We start from the raw sequence: 18,484 nt of genomic DNA on the forward strand, positions 1-18,484 counted from the left end.
CAGTCTGCGCGATGATGTTAGACATTTGGCTTGCCTAGCCGAATGCCATTTCCATGCATCCAATGGGACCTGCAATGAAGTTCCTGATCCATGAGACGCTGCGAACTTTAAACACGGATGACGTTTTTGAGTTTGGATTGACCGAGATTTCGAAATCCCATGAGCATCCCGACCTCCATGAAGCAGTGACCGTGTTCATCAGAAACCGGAAATCGCAGAAACACAAAACGTCGGGCTTGAGCGAGTTTGACGTCGTGCGCAGCTTCATGACTTATGTTGGGATAAATTTGAGGGCAATCGCAAAAGACGATTCGATAGAATTCGACTTGAACGGACTTACTCTGGATCAGTACATACCGCTTACGAAATCACTACGCGAGATTATGGACGAGTAGCGCTGGTCCCTCCATAGGAATATCTGCTCGCTTTGAAGAACGTGCTTTTCATCTGCAGCCAGAATCGGCTGCGCAGCCCGACTGCCGAGCAGGTGTTTTCCAAACGCCGCGACATCGAGGTCGAATCGGCCGGCACCAATCACGACGCCGACAATCCGTTGACGCATGAGCTGGTCACCTGGGCAGACATCATCTTCGTCATGGAAAAGGCACACCGCGCCAAGCTGCAGAAGAGATTCCGGTCGAGCCTGAAGGGCGCCAGGGTGATCTGCCTCGACATTCCGGACGATTATGAATTCATGGACCCTGGCCTGGTGCGGCTGCTGGAGGCGACGGTCGGAAAGTATCTCTGAGATGTGGCGCTTCCCGCGCGTTCGTCATTCTCGGGCTTGACCCGAGAATCCATTCCGTGACCAACGCGAAGGGCGCTGCGGAACAGAATTCTGCACCGCTGGCGGAACGTCGATGTAACGGCATGGATTCCAGGGTCTGCGCGCGTCGCTTCGCTCCTTGCTTCGCCCTGGAATGACGAGGCGCGAGGTCGCGAAGGTCGCAAACTGCTTTAAGCGTCGTGCTTCTGGCGGTGCTTGCCGCGGTGCTTCTCGCCATGCGCCTCGCCGTGACGGACGGGCTTCTGGTCGGCCTTGTCGCGGCGCGCGCCGGACTCGGCGGCGATGGGATGTGGAGGAATGCCCTCGCGGGCGGTCTTGCTTTCAAGTCGGCTGATAAAAATATCGAAGCGATTGGGCATCGTTCGGTCCTGCCTCCTCCCGGGGAATCAGGGGTTAAATTCGCCGATGTGGGTTTCGTTCCGCACTGTGGCAAAGGCAAGGCGATTTCCTTACGTCGACCTCACGTTTTGCAACGAGGCGTCAGCCATGCGAAACAGACTTGGTTCTTACGCAATTCCGGACGGAAAACCGCGACGCACTTTTCCTGGAATTGCTCGGAATGAGGGGCATTAGGTGACCGGCGACAAACGCAGCTATCTGATCGGGCAGAGCGAGGTCGCGGCGCGGCCGCTTCAGCCGGCGCTTTATCTGGTGGCGACGCCGATCGGCAATCTGGCCGACATCACGCTGCGCGCGCTGGAGACGCTGGCCGCCGCTGACATCGTCGCCTGCGAGGACACGCGCGTCTCGCGCGTGCTGCTCGAACGCTACGGCATCCGCCGCCGCACCACCGCCTATCACGAGCACAATGCGGGCGAGGCCGGGCCGAAGCTGATCGAGGCGCTGGCTGCCGGGCAGAGCGTGGCGCTGATTTCCGACGCCGGCACGCCTTTGGTTTCCGATCCCGGCTACCGGCTGGTCGGCGAGGCGCTGGAGCGCGGCATTCGCGTCGTGCCGATCCCCGGACCTTCGGCTCCGCTTGCGGCGCTCACCGCGTCGGGCCTACCTTCCGATGCCTTCCTGTTCGCCGGCTTCCTGCCGGTGAAGACCGGGCAGCGGCTGACCAAGCTGGAGACGTTCAAGCAGGTGCCGGCGACACTGATTTTCTTCGAATCGCCGCGCCGGCTGGCCGAGACGCTCGGCGCCATGGTCGAGGCGCTGGGCGGCGCGCGGAAAGCCGCCATCGGGCGCGAGCTGACCAAGACGTTCGAGGAGATGCGCACCGGAACGCTTGCCGAGCTGGCAGACTACTATGCGGCGGCCGATACGCCGAAGGGCGAGATCGTTATCTGTGTCGGTCCGCCCGAAGCCTCGGACGAGCAGCCGGCCGACATCGACCGGCTGCTTTTGTCCTTAGCCGCCGAAATGCCAGCTTCGAAGGCGGCGGCGGAAGCCGCGAAGATGACCGGCGCCCAGAAGCAGGCGCTTTACCGCCGGCTGATCGAGCTCAAGGACAGGCCATGATCCCGAAAAGTGGAGGCCGGTTTTTGCATTCGCTGACCTTCGGTTCGGACAAGATCATGGTCAAACAGAAAGGAGCCGGGGATGGCTGAACGCACGGTCGGCCATCGCCGAAAGGCCTATCGACGCGGCCATCGCGGCGAGTGGCTGGCGGCGCTGGCGCTGATGCTGAAAGGCTATCGCATCCTTGCCCGCCGCCACCGCACCAGGCTCGGCGAGATCGACCTCATCGCCCGGCGCGGCGACCTCGTGCTGTTCGTCGAGGTCAAGGCGCGGCGGACATTGATCGAGGCGATGGAAGCGATCGGCCGGGAATCGGAGCGCCGCATCGAGGGCGCCGCGGATTTGTGGCTGTCGCGCCAACCGGATTACGGCCGGCTGTCGATGCGCTTCGACATGGTGGCGGTGCTGCCCTGGCGCTGGCCGGTGCATGTCGAGAACGCGTTCTATGGGCGGAATTGAGCGCCTGCCCAATGGCGATAGGCTGGCGGGACAGCGCCCCCCCTGGCCTGCCGGCTTTCGTCGTTCGAAAAGCCAAGCAATTGGCTTTCGGTCCACTTCGTGGACCACTCCTCAACCCCCACGAGAGGGGAGATCAGATGTCGCCGTCGCTTTCGCCAATCGCCCGCGTTGCAGAGTCGGCGGGGCGCCGAAGCTGCCAATCTCCCCCCTCGTGGGGGAGATGTCCGGCAGGACAGAGGGGGGCGCGAAGGATCGCGGCGTTAAGCGGCCCAGCCGCTCACCCCCAGACCATCAACGCCACCAGCCCGAGCCCGCCCACCGCAAGCCGCCACCAGCCGAACAGCGAATAACCGTTGCGCGAGACGTAATCGAGCAGGAAGCGCACCACGATGAGCGCGGTGACGAAGGCGGCGATGAAGCCGACGGCGATGATCGGCAAATCGGCCGAGGTCAGCACGTTGCGGTTCTTGAAAAGATCGAAGGCGAAGGCGCCGACCATGGTCGGCATGGCGAGGAAAAAGGAGAATTCGGCCGCCGCGCGCTTGTCGACGCCCATCAGCAGCGCGCCGACGATGGTCGAGCCGGAGCGCGAGGTGCCGGGGATCAGCGACAGGCACTGGAACAGGCCGATCTTGAGATAAACGCTCAACGGGAAGTCCTCGACATCGTGGTGGACCGGCTTGAGGTTGATGCGGTCGACGATGAGCAGCACCACGCCGCCGATGATCAGCATGATGCAGATCAGCCGGGGCGATTCGAACAATATGGTCTTGATGAAATCATGCGCGAGCGCGCCGATGACGGCGGCCGGCAGGAAGGCAATCAGGATGCCGACGACGAAATGCCTGGTCTGCGGATCGCTGGGCAGCTTGATCAGCATATTCCAGAGCTTGCTGAAATAGACGCTGAGGATCGCCAGGATCGCGCCGAGCTGGATCAGGATCTCGAAGGCCTTGCCGGTGGAATGGAAACCGAGGAAATGGCCGGCAAGCAGGATATGGCCGGTCGAGGACACCGGGATGAACTCGGTCAGGCCCTCCAGCAGCCCAAGCAGCAGCGCTTCGACGATGGTCTGGCTTTCCATGGCAACCTCTTGGTTCGAATGGCGGCTAGAGCATGATGCCGAAAAGTGTGAAGCGGTTTTCGGACGACATCATGCTCCGAGGCGGAGGAAGGGTTTGCTTGTCATGGGGCGGAAGTGCCCCTATAGGTCGCAACACCATGACAGCCCCGGGAATCGGGCGGCCAAGACTTACCGGCGCCTTTAGCGATTCGCCAGTGCGCCCTATCATCGCGGAACCATGCTGACGCTTTTCCACCATCCCATGTTCGCCACCTGCCGCTTCGTGCGCCTCGCCTTCGGCGAGTATGGCGAGGAGCTGGCGCTGATCGAGGAAAAGCCGTGGACCAGGCGCAAGGAATTCCTGGCGCTGAACCCGGCCGGCACGCTGCCGATCCTGCTTGCCGAAGGCGATGTGCCGATCGTCGGCGCCATGGTGATCGCCGAATACCTCGACGAGACGCGCGGCGTCTTGAAGCGCGACAGGCGGCTGTTCGCCGAGGATCCGATGCAGCGCGCCGAAATCCGCCGGCTGACCGACTGGTATCTGGCGAAGGCCGAAAGCGAAGTGACGCGGCATCTGGTACGGGAGCGCGTGCTGAAGCCGGTCATGCCGGAAACCGCCGGCGGCGGCTCGCCGGACTCGGCCGCCATCCGCGCCGCGCGCGCCAACATCCGCCAGCACATGAAATACACCAACTGGCTGGCCGGCACGCGCCATTGGCTGGCCGGCAACAAGGTGACCTATGCCGACCTTGCGGCGGCCGCGACGCTTTCGGTGCTCGATTATCTGGGCGAGATCGATTGGCGCGAGCATGGCGCCGCGCGCGAATGGTACACGCGGGTGAAATCGCGGCCGTCGTTCCGGCCGCTGCTCTCCGACCGGGTGCGCGGCCTGTCGCCGGTATCGCATTATGCGGACCTCGACTTCTGAAACCTTACGCGCGCTGATCGAGGCGGAGGCGCGCCGCGCCGGCTTCGAGGCAGTCGCAGTGACCCGGCCGGACGCGATCCCGCTGGCGCCCGCGCGCTTGGCCGAATTCGTCTCCGACGGCTTCCACGGCTCGATGGAGTGGATCGCCGAGACTGTTCAGCGCCGCGCCGAACCTTCGACGCTGTGGCCGGAGGTGCGCTCGATCATCGTTCTCGCCATGAATTACGGCCCGGACCATGATCCGCGCGCCATCCTCGAAAAGCGCGACCGCGGCGCGATCTCGGTCTATGCGCAAAACCGCGACTATCACGACGTGATGAAAGGCCGGCTGAAGGAGATCGCCGGCAAGATCGTGGCAAAGGCCGGCGGCGACGTGAAGGTGTTTGTCGATACGGCACCCGTGATGGAAAAGCCTCTTGCCGAAGCGGCGGGGCTCGGCTGGCAAGGCAAGCACACCAACCTGGTCAGCCGCGCGCATGGCTCGTGGCTATTCCTCGGCACGATCTTCACCACGGCCAAGCTGGAGCCGGACCAGGCGGAGATCGACCATTGCGGCTCCTGCCGCGCTTGTCTCGACGTCTGCCCGACCGATGCATTTCCCGCGCCCTACCGGCTCGATGCGCGGCGCTGCATTTCTTACCTGACCATCGAGAACAAGGGGCCGATCCCGCGCGAGTTCCGCGACAAGATCGGCAACCGCATCTATGGCTGCGACGATTGCCTGGCCGCCTGCCCGTGGAACAAGTTCGCCAGCGCGGCGTCCGAGGCGAAGCTGGCCGCGCGCGCCGATCTGCGCGAGCCGTCGCTTTCGGAGCTGCTCGCGCTCGACGACGCGGCGTTCCGCGCTTTCTTCTCGGGCTCGCCGATCAAGCGCATCGGCCGCGACCGCTTTGTCCGCAATGTGCTGATTGCCGCCGGCAATTCGGACGACGCTTCGCTAACGCCCATTGTGCGTCGCCTGCTGGGCGACGCCTCGCCGCTGGTGCGGGGTGCGGCAATCTGGGCCCTGTCGCGACTGCTCTCCGATCGCGAATTTGGCGAGCTTGCCGCAACCGCATCGAAAACCGAGACGGATGCAATGGTCCGCGAGGAATGGCTGGCGGCGCAGGCACATCCGGCGAAGGCCGATTGATGGGGGTTCATCGATGAGCGAAAGACGCTTCTTCATCTTCGGCGCCGGCTATTCCGGCAAGGCTTTCGCGCGGGCCAACGCGCAACCTGCCCCGATATCCGGCACGACCCGGGCGCCGGAAAAGTTCGACGCGCTGCGGTCGGCCGGCATTGAGCCGCTGCAATTCGACGGCGCGCTCTCGCCCGAGCTGGGTGAGGTGCTTGCAAAGACCACGCATCTCATCGTCTCGGTCGCTCCCGACGAGGCCGGCGACCCGGTGCTCAACGCCGCCGGCGAGACGATCCGGGCAAAAATGCCGGCATTGGAGTGGATCGGCTATCTCTCGACCGTCGGCGTCTATGGCGACCATGGCGGCGCCTGGGTGGACGAGACCAGCGCTTGCCGGCCGGTGTCGAAGCGCTCGACGATGCGGGTGGCGGCCGAACAGGAATGGCTGAAGCTTGGCCGGGAGACCGAAAAACCGGTGGCGATCCTGCGGCTTTCCGGGATCTACGGGCCGGGCCGCAACGCGCTGGCCAATCTCGAGGACGGCACCGCAAGGCGGCTGGTCAAGCCGGGACAGGTGTTCAACCGCATCCATTGCGACGACATCGCCGGGGCGCTCTGGCTTCTGGCGGAAAACAATCTCGGTGGCATCTTCAACGTCACCGACGACGAGCCGGCGTCGCCGCAGGACGTCGTCGCTTACGCCGCCGGGCTGATGGGGGTCGAGCCGCCACCCGAAATTCCCTTCGGGACCGCCCAACTTTCGCCCATGGCGCGGTCTTTCTATGGCGAGAACAAGCGCGTCGCGAATCAGGCGATCAAGGCGGCGGGCTACCGCTTCCGGTTTCCCAACTACCGGGTGGCGCTGGAGCGGATGTGGACCGAGGGCAACTGGCGGGACGGAGAGCCGCGCAGCCCGATGCGAGGATGATGCCGAAAGGGTGAAGGACGATCATCTTCACTGCTTTGATCGCTGCGGGACGCGCGGCGTGGTATGATTCGTTCCTGATCGGGTCGCTTGAACGCGCGGCAAACGGATAGACTGGAGAGGGACCCAGCCTGATGAATTTGCGATCGCTTCCTGACCGCAAGCCGTTCCTGACCGCCGCCCTGGCGCTGGTGGCCCTGGCCGCGGTGGCGGCTGTCGCTATTTCGGCCGAACCCCATGCCAAGGAGTTGTTCGGCGCCCGAAAACTGCCGGCCGTGGCGCCCGCGCAATCCTTTGGCTTCTACTCGAAAGGCTGCTTCACCGGCGGCGTCGCGCTGCCGATGGACGGCCCGACCTGGGAAGTGATGCGCCCGTCGCGCAACCGGCGCTGGGGCCACCCGGCGATGATCGCGCTGATCGAGAAGCTCGCGCGCGATGCCCAGGCGGATGGCTGGCCGGGGCTTCTGGTCGGCGACGTCTCGCAGCCGCGCGGCGGACCGATGATGACCGGCCACGCCTCGCACCAGATCGGGCTCGACGCCGATATCTGGCTGACGCCGATGCCAAAGCGGCCGCTGACCATGGCGCAGCGCGAGACCATGAGCGCGACGCTGATGGTCGACGAAAAAACGCATCTGGTGAAGGACGCGCTGTGGACGCCGGCGCATACGCGGCTTTTGAAGCGCGCGGCGAGCTATCCTGAGGTCGAGCGCATCCTGGTCAATCCCGGCATCAAGAAGAAACTCTGCGACACCGTCACCGGCGACCGCTCCTGGCTGCGCAAGATCCGGCCGTTCTGGGGCCACGACTATCATTTCCATATGCGCATCGGCTGTCAGCCGGGCTCGCCCTTCTGCAAGGGGCAAGAGACGACGCCGGACGACGATGGCTGCGGCAAGCCGCTGGCCTGGTGGTTCACCGAGGAGCCGTGGCGGCCGAACAAGAATCCGGATGCGCCCAAGGCGCGCGACCTGATGACGATGGCCAACCTGCCCAAGCAATGCCAGGACGTGGTCAATGCGCCGGACGCGCCCTCGCTGGAGGCCGTGACCTATCATGGCGGCGGCGATGCCGCGGTGGCCGTGGCCGAACCGCAGCCGACCGAGCCGGCGGAAACGATCTCCAGCGGCAACGCCGCGATCCCGGCGGCGGCAAGCGCTTTCGCGCCGACGCCAAAGATCGGCATCCCGTTGCCAAGGCCAAGGCCGGGGAACTAGTGGCACTGCACAGGGGATTTTGACGGGTCGGCTCTGTTTGCGTTGGCAGGCGGCATGCGTTGGAGATTGGCCGAAACGCCCATCGCGATCGTCATTCCAGGGCGGAGCAGGAGCGAAGCTCCGTCGCGAAGACCCTGGAATCCATGCCGTTACCTTCGCCCAGGAATGCAACAGAGCAAAATTCTGCACCGTGGCGGCGCTTCCAAGTCACGGAATGGATTCTATGGTCTGCGCCGCGTCGCTTCGCTCCTTGCTCCGCCATAGAATGACGAGGTTGGGGCGGCTTCAACCAATCTCCGGCGTTTGCGCTGATTTCACGGACATGAACGGAAATCTTGCACCAAGACAAACCGCCTTCCAAATCCCTGTGTCGGGGAACTAACGCGTTTCACCGTTTCACGAAGCGGCGAAACGCCCTATCTCTTCGCTTTGACGCAATTCCGGACGGAAAGCTACGGCGCGGGCGCCGAGCCTAACCGCTCACACTTTTCCTGGAATTGCGCTAAGGCGCAAGCGGGCTTCCCCTTTGCGGGGTCATGCGCTAGTCAATCGATTGAAACGGCGCAGCGGCGCCGCAGCGAGGACGATCAAGAGCATGGCAGGCGAAGACGAGAAGGGACTGCGGTTTCCGGTCCTGATCGGCGACATTGGCGGCACCAATGCGCGCTTCTCGATCGTGCTCGACGCCAATTCGGAGGCCACCGAGCCGCAGATCGTCCAGACGGCGAATTTCAAGACCATCGACGAGGCGATCCAGGCGGCGGTGCTCGACCGCTCGTCCGTCCAGCCGAACTCGGCGGTGCTGGCGGTCGCCGGGCCGGTCGATGGCGACGAGATCCCGCTCACCAACTGCCCCTGGGTCGTGAGGCCCCGGCAGATGCTTGCCAATCTGGGCTTGGGCGAGGTGGTCGTGCTCAACGATTTCGAGGCGCAGGCGCTGGCCGTGGTGGCGCTCGGCGAAGAGCACATGGAAAAGATCGGCGGCGGCACCCCGGAACCCAATGCGAGCCGGGTCGTGCTCGGTCCCGGAACGGGTCTCGGCGTCGCCGGGCTGATTTATGCGCTCGACCATTGGATACCGGTGCCGGGCGAGGGCGGGCATATGGATATCGGCCCGCGCACGCCGCGCGACTTCGAAGTATTCCCGCATATCGACAAGCTCGAGGGCCGCATATCCGGCGAGCAGATCCTGTGCGGACGTGGGCTCGTCAACGTCTACCGCGCCGTGGCCAGGACGGACGGCAAGCCGACTCCCTTGACCTCGCCGGCCGAGGTCACCGCGGCGGCGCTTTCGAAGTCCGATCCGGTGGCCGAAGAGGCGCTGGCGCTGTTCGTCACCTGCCTTGGCCGCACCGCGGGCGACCTGGCGCTGGTGTTCATGGGCCGCGGCGGCGTGTTCCTGACCGGCGGCATCGCGCAAAAAATCGTGCCGGCGCTCAAAGCGGGCAATTTCCGCGCCGCCTTCGAGGACAAGGCGCCGCACCGCGCGCTGATGCGCGAAATGCCGGTCTACGTCATAACCCATCCGCTGGCGGCGCTGCTCGGGCTTGCCGCCTATGCCAGGACGCCTTCGCTGTTCGGCGTGCGGACGGCGGGGCGGCACTGGCGGGCGTGATCGCGCCGGCGCTCGGGACGGCGCGACGAAGTTTCGCCATAGGCAAGCCGTAGCCGGGGCGCTAAGAGGGTGCGAAAAAGGCGTCCTGACGTTTACGAGAACCCACGAAGCGCTTCCGATTTGACACTTCAAAATCCAAACAAGGCAAAAAGCCGGCCCGCCGAGGTCACGGCGGTGCTGCGCCGTATCGTCGCCGAAAACGGCTATGACCATCGCTGGTCCTATGCGGTCGTCATCGTCTGCTCGCTGCTGGTTTCGGGCGCGACCGCCTTCTCGGCCTGGGTCATGGCCCCGATGGTCAACGAGATCTTCTACGAACGGCGCGGCGACGCGATCGTGTGGATCTGCGCCGGCTTCATGGGCGCCTTTCTGGTGCGCGGCTTCGCCGGCTACGGCCAGGCGATAGCCCTGGCCACGATCGGCAACAATCTGGTGGCCCGCTACCAGAAGCGCATCTTCGACCATCTGATGAAGCTCGGCGTCGATTTCTTCAACGACACGCGTTCCGGCCGCCTGGCGGCGCAGATGGACGAGAATGTCGGCGGCATCCGTGATCTCTTGTCGCTGACGTTGATTTCCATCACCCGCGACGCGGTGACCCTGGTCGGCCTCGTCGGCCTGATGGTCTACCAGGATCCGGTGCTGTCGCTCAGCTCGCTGCTGATCGGGCCGCCGCTGATCTGGGCGGTCGTCTACATCACGCGCCGGGTGCGCAAGATCAACCGCGAATCCGTGCTGATCAACTCGCGGCTGAGCGGATCCGTGCAGGAGGCCACGCAAGGCATCGCCATCGTCAAGGCCTTCACCATGGAGGACGAGCTGGCGCGCCGCATCGGCATCATGGCCGACACCGCCGAGCAACGCAGCAACAAGATCGCCCGCGTCTCCGAACGGCTGTCGCCGATTTCGGACATGCTGGCCGGCCTCGCGGTCACCGCCGTCATCGCTTATTCCGGCTACCGGGCGCTGGTGCTGGGCCAGCCGCCGGGCGCGGTGTTTTCCTTCATCACCGCGCTGATTCTTGCCTATGACCCGGCGCGGCGCCTGGCCCGCATGCAGGTCACGATGGAACGCGCGCTGGTCAATGCGCGCATGATCTACGAGCTGCTCGACCTCGAGCCGAAGCAGGGCGACGCGCCCGACGCGGTCGAGGCCAGGATCACCACCGGCGAGGTGCGCTTCGACAATGTGACGTTCGGCTACAGCGCCGACATGCCGGTGCTGCGGGACCTGAGCTTCACCGCCGCCGCCGGCAAGGTGACGGCGATCGTCGGCGCCTCGGGCGCAGGCAAGTCGACGCTGGTGGCGCTGCTGCAGCGCTTCTACGACGTCGACCAGGGCTCGATCGAAGTCGACGGCCAGGACATCTCGAAGGTGACGAAGCGGTCGCTGCGCCAATCGATCGCCTATGTCTCGCAGGCGCCCTATCTGTTCGAAGGCACGATCCGCGACAACATCCGCTACGGCCGGCTCTCCGCCACCGACGCCGAGATCGAGCAGGCGGCGAAACAGGCGGCCGCCGACGATTTCATCCGCCAGCAGCCGCAAGGCTACGACACGCCGGTCGGCGAGAACGGCGCGACGCTATCGGGCGGCCAGCGCCAGCGCGTCTCGATCGCCCGCGCCATCGTGCGCCAGGCGCCCATCCTTCTGCTCGACGAGGCGACCTCGGCGCTCGACAACGAGGCGGAAGCGCGCGTGCAGGAAGCGCTGACCCATGTCATGGAAGGGCGCACCACCATCGTGATCGCGCACCGGCTGTCGACGGTGGTCAATGCCGACCGCATCATCGTGCTGGAGGAGGGGCGGCTGGTCGAGGAAGGCACGCATGCGACGCTGATGGCCGACCCGCACAGCATCTATGCCCGCTTCCACCGGATACAGGGCAAGAAGGGGCTGGGGCTTGTCGACGACGTCAAGGCAAGCCAGACTTCGGCCCAAACTCCCGCATCGCGCAGCCGCGCCAAGAAGACCGTCAGGAGGAGCGCATGAGTGAAGCCGGCGATATGGGCCTGGTGGTGGTGGGCGCCGCCGGCCGCATGGGCCAGACGCTGATCCGCGCCATCCACACAATGCCCGGCGCGCGCGTCGCCGCCGCGGTCGAGCGGCCGGACTCGGCCCATCTCGGCAAGGATGCCGGCGAGCTCGCCGGCATCGGCATCATCAACGTGCCGATCGTCGACGATCCGCTGCCGGCCTTCGCCAAGGCCGACGGCGTGCTCGATTTCACGGCACCCGCGGCAAGCGTCGAATTCGCCGGCTATGCCGCGCAGGCGCGCATCGTCCATATCATCGGCACCACCGGCTGCTCGGCCGACGACGATGCGAAAATCGCCGCCGCCGCGCGCCATGCCACCATCGTCAAATCCGGCAATATGAGCCTCGGCGTCAATCTTCTGGCGGTGCTGGTCGAGCAGGCTGCGAAGGCGCTCGACGCCGACGATTTCGACATCGAGATCCTGGAAATGCATCACCGGCACAAAGTCGACGCGCCGTCCGGCACGGCGCTGCTGCTCGGCGAGGCTGCTGCCAAAGGACGCGGCATCGATCTTGCCGGCAACAGCGTGCGGGTGCGCGACGGCCATACCGGCGTGCGCAAGGCCGGGTCCATCGGCTTCGCCACGCTGCGCGGCGGCTCCGTCGTCGGCGACCACAGCGTGATCCTTGCCGGCACCGGCGAGCGCATCACGCTTTCGCATTATGCCGAGGACCGGGCGATCTTCGCCCGCGGCGCGGTGAAGGCCGCGCTTTGGGCCCGCGCGAAGAAGCCGGGGCTTTATTCCATGCGGGACGTGCTCGGCCTGGGCTGATCCGGTTTTTCTTACGCAATTCCGGACGGAAAACCGCTACACACTTTTCCTGGAATTGCTCAAATCCAACCATTCTATAGGAGCAAACATGTCGGGAACTCTCGTGCTCGTGCGCCACGGCCAGAGCGAATGGAACCTGAAGAACCTGTTCACCGGTTGGCGCGACGTCGGGCTGACCGAGCAGGGCACAGCCGAGGCGCTTGCCGCCGGCGAGAAGCTCAAGGCGCGCGGTCTGAAATTCGACATCGCCTACACGTCTGCCTTGAAGCGAGCGCAGGTGACCTGCCAGCACATCCTCGACATCGTCGGCCAGAGCGAGCTGAAGACGATCCGCGACCAAGCGCTCAACGAGCGCGACTATGGCGACCTCTCCGGCCTCAACAAGGATGACGCGCGCAAGAAATGGGGCGAGGAGCAGGTGCATATCTGGCGCCGCTCCTACGATATCGCGCCTCCCGGCGGCGAAAGCCTGAAGGATACCGGCGCGCGCGTATGGCCCTATTACCTGCACGAGGTGCAGCCGCATGTGCTGCGCGGCGAGACCGTGCTGGTCGCCGCGCACGGCAATTCGTTGCGCGCGCTGATCATGGCGCTGGACGGCAAGTCGGGCGAGGAGATCGTCAAGCTCGAGCTCGGCACCGGCGTGCCGGTCATCTACAAGCTCAATGCCGATTCAACCGTGGCAAAGAAGGACGTGCTGGAGGGCTGAGGAGTTGCAAGAAGGGCGCCGGCGCCTCGGCCAGCCCTTTCTCCCCGTCACTATACGGGGAGAAATGCCCGGCAGGGCAATGAGGGGCAGCGCCGGCTTCGGCGATTAACTCGTCCGGGCTCAAAGCGAGAACCGGAACCCCACCCGACCAGCGCCAGCGCCGCCCCTCACCTGCCTGCCGGCATCCTCTCCCCGTATAGTGACGGGGAGAGGGAAGCTCCCGCCGCCGGTTTCGCCAATCGCCAGCGTTGCAAGAACGGCAATGAGAGGCAGCGCCAACGCTGACGAAAAAAGCGCGTTGACACATACCGTTTGCCCGCTTACATGAGCGCCCACCAGCCCAGATGGCGGAATTGGTAGACGCGCACGGTTCAGGTCCGTGTTCCGCAAGGAGTGGAGGTTCGAGTCCTCTTCTGGGCACCATCCTTCGCTCTTCGAGCTTCGGATGGCAGGCCATCCCGGAGCTCCGAGAGCGAAGGGGTCGCCATTTGATCCCGACTGCCAACGGGGTGCAAGTCTCAACGTTCGCGATTAGCCGTAAGCTTCCGAACTTCGTCATTCCAGGGCGGAGCAAGGAGCGAAGCGACGCGCGCAGACCCTGGAATCCATGCCGTGACGTCGAGGCGTTGCAGCGGTCACAGAATTCTGCTCCGTTGCACTATATGACCCGCGTCTCGGCAGGATTCTCGTGTCAAGCCCGAGCCGGCAATGGCGACGTGCTGCGGCTTCAGGGTTTTCTGCGCCGCAGCGGGCTTCCCCATCTCGCTCTCGATTCCGAAACCGACGCTTGCGCGAAGACGCTGATCGAGCGCTTTCATGTCAACCCGCACCACCTGCCGATCGTGCTGTGCCATGCCACGCAGCATCCGATCATCGAGGGCTACGACCCGCCGGAAGGCTGGGGCTGGTGCTTTGTCGACGAGGTGTTCATCGATCTCGGCGAAGACACGACGCCGCAGAACGGCCCGATCCCGAAGTTTGTTTGAGAGTGCGGGCAAGCCGGCCGGCCCCTTCACTTTAAACGCTCGATCTTTTTTGCGAGCGATTCGCTATGCCTGGTTGCCTTCGCTGATCCGCAAGCTGGCCGCCCGAAGCCTGAGATCGAGGCGGGCAGCGACGCGCTGCGATGCGACATTGTCTCGGTCCGTGCTGTAGAACAAGGTGCGAGAACGGAGTGCTGGCAACCGGGACCATCCAGCTGTCGCGCAGGCGGCAAGGCCTCGCCCCCTGAAGGCTTTGACCGTCGCCAGGCCGAGTTCGGCGCCCGCGTCCGCTAGCCGGGCCGCAAAGGCGATGGAAGCGACATCCCCGCCGACGAGAGCCGCACACCATGGCGCCCAAAAGTCCGCCACCTCGCGGAAGCCGAGTTCGAACAGGGCTTCCGGCACGCCTTCCGCCTTCCAGGAGCGGATTATAGCCTGGCCATCATCGGAGTCGCTGCCGACAAGCTGCACCCCGTTGGCATAGGGATGGTCGTGCGGCAGGTCGTAGATCAAACCAAAATTGTGCCGCGCATGGTCACCGCCGCCGAGGAGCGCTAGGTAGAGTTCAAAATGTCTTGGTGTTGCAGGATGCATGAACGGCGGCTCGGTGGCGAGGAGCCCCTCTAGCTCGCCCGCCAGGTCGTCGGGCAGATCGGCGTGCAATCCGAAGATGTTGCCGGAGGCGCAGCCCGCCAGCCAGAGCAGCGGCCCCGGTGAACATTCTGGATCGTTCTCGCCGGCAATCCGTCCGTCGCGGCCCAGTCGAAACAGCGTGCGATAGTCCGTACGGAGCCAGTCAGCGGTCATCGGGCACAGCTTAACGATTCGACGGCATTGGTCCAGCGTCGACTTTGAACGCGCGCACGATCCCGCGGAACACGCATGATCATGCCTTTGTTGAGCGAAAGCGTTTACCGGGTGAAAGCCGTCGATCAGCCGAACGGCTATTTCACCGAGCTCGTCACGGTCGGATCGACGGCATCGGGAACGGATTTGCGCTCATTGCCGGCCAAGATGCCGATGAGGAGAAGGCTGAGCACAACCGGCACAAACAGGATGGCGACGCGCGCCTGCACGTAAAAGATGGCGCGCCATTCGTTTCGCTTTTCAGGGCTGTCGTTCATCATGCTCGCTCTGTTGTGCCTCCCCGGGCCGGACATAGAGACGAAGCGTTAAACATCTCCTTCCGATTCGGTTAACGGACGACGATCTGCTGCATCGCAAAGGGCAGCGCTGCCCCCTCTCGTCCGCTGCGCGGTCAGCTCTCCCCACTTTGTCTAAGCTATGCACACATCTTCTGAGACTGGCGTGACCGATCAGGCCAAGGCGTTGATTGCCAGGTGGTTCCCCCAATCCGTCGCTGCTTCGCAGCGCCACCTTTCCCCCCTCCGGAGGGAAAGGAGGGGAGCGTTGCTGGACTGGCATTGACGGCAAAAAGCTTGGCGCCTTTCCTCTACCCCGTCGATCGGGGAGAGGTGGCTCGGCGAAGCCGAGACGGAGTGGGGGTCGACCAGCGCTACATAAGACAATGCATGCGCCAAGCTGACAAGCAGGCTATCGCCAAAGACCAGCCGCTTGGAAATGTGTGCATGCCGTAGCCCACTGCGTGGGGCGAGGAACGGCGCGCTGCCTCACGCATTGGCTTTTCCGCCGATTTCAGGCAAACCTCGTCGCCTGTAAACCGACACGGAGAAGCGTGATGTTCCGATGGGGTGTTCTGTCGACGGCGAAGATCGGTCGCGAGCAGCTTTTGCCGGCAATCGTGGATTCGGAGAACGGCGTCCTGTCGGCGATCGCCAGCCGCGACCTGTCGAAAGCCAAGGCGCTGGGCGAGCGTTTCGGCGCCCGTCATGCCTTCGGCTCCTATGAGGAACTGCTCGCCTCCAAGGAGGTTGACGGCGTCTACATCCCGCTGCCCACCTCCCAGCATGTCGAATGGACGGCAAAAGCAATCGAGGCCGGAAAACATGTGCTGGTCGAGAAGCCGCTGGCGCTCGACGCCAAGGACATTCCGCCGCTGAGCAAGCTGCGCGATGAGAAGAAGGTGCTGGTCTGCGAGGCCTTCATGGTCGTCTATCACCCGCAATGGATCAAGGTGCGCGACCTGATCGCAAGCGGCGCCATCGGCCGGCTGCGCCATGTGCAGGGCGCGTTTTCCTATTACAATGTCGACCCCAACAACATGCGCAACCAGCTCGATCTCGGCGGCGGCGCGCTGCCTGACATAGGCGTCTATCCGACCGTGTCGACGCGCTTTTCGACCGGCAAGGAGCCGCTGCGGGTGCAGGCGACGATCGAGCGCGACAAGACTTTCGGCACCGACATCTATTCCTCGATCCGAGCCGATTTCGGCGATTTCGAGCTGTCCTTCTACCTGTCGACGCAGATGGCGGCGCGGCAGGTGATGGTGTTCCACGGCGAGAAGGGTTTCATCGAGGTTTTCGCCCCGTTCAATGCCGGTCTCTACGACCACCACCGCATCGAGCTGCACAACCAGAACCACAGCGAGGCGCAGGTATTCCGCTTCCCGGGCACGCAGCAATACCGGCTGGAATGCGAGGCCTTCGTGCGTGCCGCGCAAGGCGGCAAGGACCGCGTCTTCACGCTGGAGGAATCGGTGCTCAACCAGAAAGTCATCGACGCCATCTTCCGCGCCGGTGACAAAGACGGCTGGGAGCCCGTCTGAGGCTTTGCAATAAGTTGCCGGCTAGTTCTGGGAGGAAAAATGGCTGACGCGGACGTGATCATTGTCGGCGCGGGGCTGGCCGGCCTCGTCGCCGCGACGGAGTTGGCAGAGGCCGGCAAGAAAATCATCATCGTCGACCAGGAGCCGGAACAGTCGCTGGGCGGCCAGGCCTTCTGGTCGTTCGGCGGGTTGTTCCTGGTCGATTCGCCCGAGCAGCGGCGCATGCGCATCCGCGATTCGCACGGCCTCGCGCTCGAGGACTGGATGGGCACGGCCGCCTTCGATCGGCCGGAGGATTTCTGGCCGCGCAAATGGGCGGAAGCCTATGTCGGTTTCGCCGCCGGCGAGAAGCGCTCCTGGCTGATCGAGCGTGGCTTGAAATTCTTCCCCGTCGTCGGCTGGGCCGAGCGCGGCGGTGGCAATGCCGTCGGCCACGGCAATTCGGTGCCGCGCTTCCACATCACCTGGGGCACCGGGCCCGGCGTGCTAGAGCCTTTCGTGCTGCGCGTGCGCGAGGCGCAGAAGCGCGGGCTGGTCGAGTTCAGGTTCCGTCACCGGGTCAACGAAGTCACCCGCAGCGGCAACACGGTCAGCGGCGTACGTGGCGACGTCTTGCAGCCAAGCACGGTGGAGCGCGGCCGCAAGAGTTCTCGTGACAGGGCCGGCGATTTCGAGCTCCATGCGCAAGCGGTGATCGTCGCCTCCGGCGGCATCGGCGGCAATCACGAGCTGGTGCGCCAGAACTGGCCGCAACGCCTTGGCGCGCCGCCGAAGCGGATGATCACCGGCGTGCCGGATCATGTCGACGGCCGCATGCTGGCGATCACCGAGGCGGCCGGCGGCTCGATCATCAATCGCGACCGCATGTGGCACTATGTCGAGGGCATCAGGAACTGGGCGCCGATCTGGACCGAGCACGCGATCCGCATCCTGCCCGGCCCCTCCTCGATCTGGCTCGATGCGCGCGGCAGAAGGCTGCCGGCGCCGCTCTATCCGGGCTTCGACACGCTGGGCACGCTCAGCCACATCATGAGCACCGGTTTCGACTATTCCTGGTTCATCCTGACCAAGAAGATCATCCAGAAGGAGTTCGCGCTGTCGGGCTCCGAGCAGAACCCCGACCTCACCGGCAAAAGCTGGCGGCAGGTGCTGGGCCGCGCGACCTCAGGCATTCCCGGCCCGGTGAAGGCGTTCATGGAAAAGGGCGAGGATTTCATCGTCGAGGCCGATCTTGCGAAACTGGTGGCGCGCATGAACGCGCTGGCCGGCGGCGAGCCGCTGCTGGACGTCGCCCAGGTCGAGCGCGAGATCCGCGCCCGCGACATGCAGCTCGACAATCCGTTCTCCAAGGACGCCCAGGTCACCGCGCTGCGCGGCGCGCGCGCCTATCTCGGCGACAGGCTGATCCGCACGGCCAAGCCGCACAAGATGCTGGATCCGGCGAACGGCCCGCTGATCGCGGTGCGCCTCAACATCCTGACCCGCAAGACGCTGGGCGGGCTGCAGACCGATCTCGACAGCCGCGTGCTGGACGCCGATGGGCAACCGGTGCCAGGGCTTTATGCGGTGGGCGAGGTCGCCGGCTTCGGCGGCGGCGGCGTGCATGGCTATGCGGCGCTGGAAGGCACCTTCCTCGGCGGCTGCATTTTTTCGGGGCGCAGCGCCGGGCGGGCCGCGGCGAAGGCGGTCGCCTGAGAAGAAGCTATGCCATAATT

Annotated in this window: 19 protein-coding genes and 1 tRNA gene; 16 read left to right on the top strand and 4 right to left on the bottom strand. The window is 64.6% G+C overall.

What is annotated here, in order from left to right; all coding sequences use genetic code 11:
* Positions 1-74 precede the first annotated feature (74 nt).
* Entirely contained in the window at positions 75-395 is a 321-nt protein-coding gene (locus FJW05_RS15125; protein WP_140633402.1) for a hypothetical protein, read from the top strand.
* A 32-nt stretch (positions 396-427) separates the two neighbouring features.
* On the top strand, positions 428-748 hold the full coding sequence (locus FJW05_RS15130; RefSeq protein ID WP_140633404.1) for a low molecular weight protein tyrosine phosphatase family protein: 321 nt from the start codon (positions 428-430) through the stop codon (positions 746-748).
* A 209-nt stretch (positions 749-957) separates the two neighbouring features.
* Here FJW05_RS15130 and FJW05_RS15135 read toward each other — a convergent pair whose 3' ends face one another.
* Complete coding sequence (locus FJW05_RS15135; RefSeq protein ID WP_095767932.1) at positions 958-1,146, bottom strand: hypothetical protein; 189 nt, start codon at positions 1,144-1,146, stop codon at positions 958-960.
* Positions 1,147-1,360: 214 nt separating this feature from the next.
* On the opposite strand from FJW05_RS15135, the gene rsmI reads away from it, so the two are divergent.
* Together rsmI and FJW05_RS15145 are read left to right on the top strand one after the other, a co-directional pair.
* Positions 1,361-2,251: a 16S rRNA (cytidine(1402)-2'-O)-methyltransferase gene (gene rsmI, locus FJW05_RS15140; protein ID WP_140633407.1), complete on the top strand. Its 891-nt coding sequence runs from the start codon at positions 1,361-1,363 to the stop codon at positions 2,249-2,251.
* An 81-nt stretch (positions 2,252-2,332) separates the two neighbouring features.
* Complete coding sequence (locus tag FJW05_RS15145) at positions 2,333-2,710, top strand: YraN family protein (RefSeq protein ID WP_140547157.1); 378 nt, start codon at positions 2,333-2,335, stop codon at positions 2,708-2,710.
* Between the two features lie 277 nt (positions 2,711-2,987).
* Here the strand turns inward: FJW05_RS15145 and FJW05_RS15155 are convergent, their stop codons facing one another.
* Complete coding sequence (locus tag FJW05_RS15155) at positions 2,988-3,794, bottom strand: undecaprenyl-diphosphate phosphatase (RefSeq protein ID WP_140633409.1); 807 nt, start codon at positions 3,792-3,794, stop codon at positions 2,988-2,990.
* Positions 3,795-4,011: 217 nt separating this feature from the next.
* Between FJW05_RS15155 and FJW05_RS15160 the strand changes: the two genes are divergently transcribed.
* The 10 genes from FJW05_RS15160 to FJW05_RS15205 all read left to right on the top strand — a co-directional run bounded on the left by FJW05_RS15160 (position 4,012) and on the right by FJW05_RS15205 (position 14,086).
* A complete protein-coding gene (locus tag FJW05_RS15160; protein ID WP_095767936.1) occupies positions 4,012-4,704 on the top strand; it encodes a glutathione S-transferase family protein in 693 nt (230 codons plus the stop codon).
* On the top strand, positions 4,685-5,836 hold the full coding sequence (queG, locus tag FJW05_RS15165) for a tRNA epoxyqueuosine(34) reductase QueG (protein WP_140633412.1): 1,152 nt from the start codon (positions 4,685-4,687) through the stop codon (positions 5,834-5,836). The genes FJW05_RS15160 and queG overlap by 20 nt, the downstream gene beginning before the upstream one ends.
* 13 nt (positions 5,837-5,849) lie before the next feature.
* Positions 5,850-6,752, top strand: coding sequence for an SDR family oxidoreductase (locus FJW05_RS15170; protein WP_140633414.1), 903 nt, complete (start codon positions 5,850-5,852; stop codon positions 6,750-6,752).
* Between the two features lie 131 nt (positions 6,753-6,883).
* Positions 6,884-7,966: a penicillin-insensitive murein endopeptidase gene (gene mepA / locus FJW05_RS15175; RefSeq protein WP_140633416.1), complete on the top strand. Its 1,083-nt coding sequence runs from the start codon at positions 6,884-6,886 to the stop codon at positions 7,964-7,966.
* 595 nt (positions 7,967-8,561) lie between these two features.
* Positions 8,562-9,581: a glucokinase gene (locus FJW05_RS15180; RefSeq protein ID WP_140633419.1), complete on the top strand. Its 1,020-nt coding sequence runs from the start codon at positions 8,562-8,564 to the stop codon at positions 9,579-9,581.
* A 120-nt stretch (positions 9,582-9,701) separates the two neighbouring features.
* Positions 9,702-11,573, top strand: coding sequence for an ABC transporter ATP-binding protein (locus FJW05_RS15185; RefSeq protein ID WP_140633422.1), 1,872 nt, complete (start codon positions 9,702-9,704; stop codon positions 11,571-11,573).
* Positions 11,570-12,391, top strand: a complete 822-nt coding sequence (gene dapB / locus FJW05_RS15190) for a 4-hydroxy-tetrahydrodipicolinate reductase (RefSeq protein WP_140633425.1) — start codon at positions 11,570-11,572, stop codon at positions 12,389-12,391. Before FJW05_RS15185 ends, dapB begins: the two co-directional genes overlap by 4 nt.
* Before the next feature lie 88 nt (positions 12,392-12,479).
* A complete protein-coding gene (locus FJW05_RS15195) occupies positions 12,480-13,100 on the top strand; it encodes a 2,3-bisphosphoglycerate-dependent phosphoglycerate mutase (RefSeq protein WP_140633429.1) in 621 nt (206 codons plus the stop codon).
* Between the two features lie 338 nt (positions 13,101-13,438).
* Positions 13,439-13,523, top strand: a tRNA-Leu gene (locus tag FJW05_RS15200).
* A 293-nt stretch (positions 13,524-13,816) separates the two neighbouring features.
* A complete protein-coding gene (locus FJW05_RS15205) occupies positions 13,817-14,086 on the top strand; it encodes a hypothetical protein (RefSeq protein ID WP_181164966.1) in 270 nt (89 codons plus the stop codon).
* A gap of 63 nt (positions 14,087-14,149) precedes the next feature.
* On the opposite strand, the gene FJW05_RS15210 is transcribed toward FJW05_RS15205, so the two are convergent.
* Both FJW05_RS15210 and FJW05_RS15215 read right to left on the bottom strand, forming a co-directional pair.
* Positions 14,150-14,890: a GNAT family N-acetyltransferase gene (locus FJW05_RS15210; protein ID WP_140633435.1), complete on the bottom strand. Its 741-nt coding sequence runs from the start codon at positions 14,888-14,890 to the stop codon at positions 14,150-14,152.
* Between the two features lie 137 nt (positions 14,891-15,027).
* A complete protein-coding gene (locus FJW05_RS15215; RefSeq protein ID WP_140633438.1) occupies positions 15,028-15,210 on the bottom strand; it encodes a hypothetical protein in 183 nt (60 codons plus the stop codon).
* A gap of 572 nt (positions 15,211-15,782) precedes the next feature.
* Between FJW05_RS15215 and FJW05_RS15220 the strand changes: the two genes are divergently transcribed.
* Both FJW05_RS15220 and FJW05_RS15225 read left to right on the top strand, forming a co-directional pair.
* Positions 15,783-16,769 carry a Gfo/Idh/MocA family oxidoreductase gene (locus FJW05_RS15220; RefSeq protein WP_140633441.1) on the top strand — a complete coding sequence of 329 codons (987 nt, stop codon included), beginning with the start codon at positions 15,783-15,785 and terminating at the stop codon, positions 16,767-16,769.
* 39 nt (positions 16,770-16,808) lie between these two features.
* A complete protein-coding gene (locus FJW05_RS15225; RefSeq protein ID WP_140633444.1) occupies positions 16,809-18,464 on the top strand; it encodes an FAD-binding dehydrogenase in 1,656 nt (551 codons plus the stop codon).
* The last annotated feature ends 20 nt before the right edge of the window (positions 18,465-18,484 follow it).

The organism is Mesorhizobium sp. B2-9-1 (assembly GCF_006439455.1).
GTDB lineage: Bacteria > Pseudomonadota > Alphaproteobacteria > Rhizobiales > Rhizobiaceae > Mesorhizobium.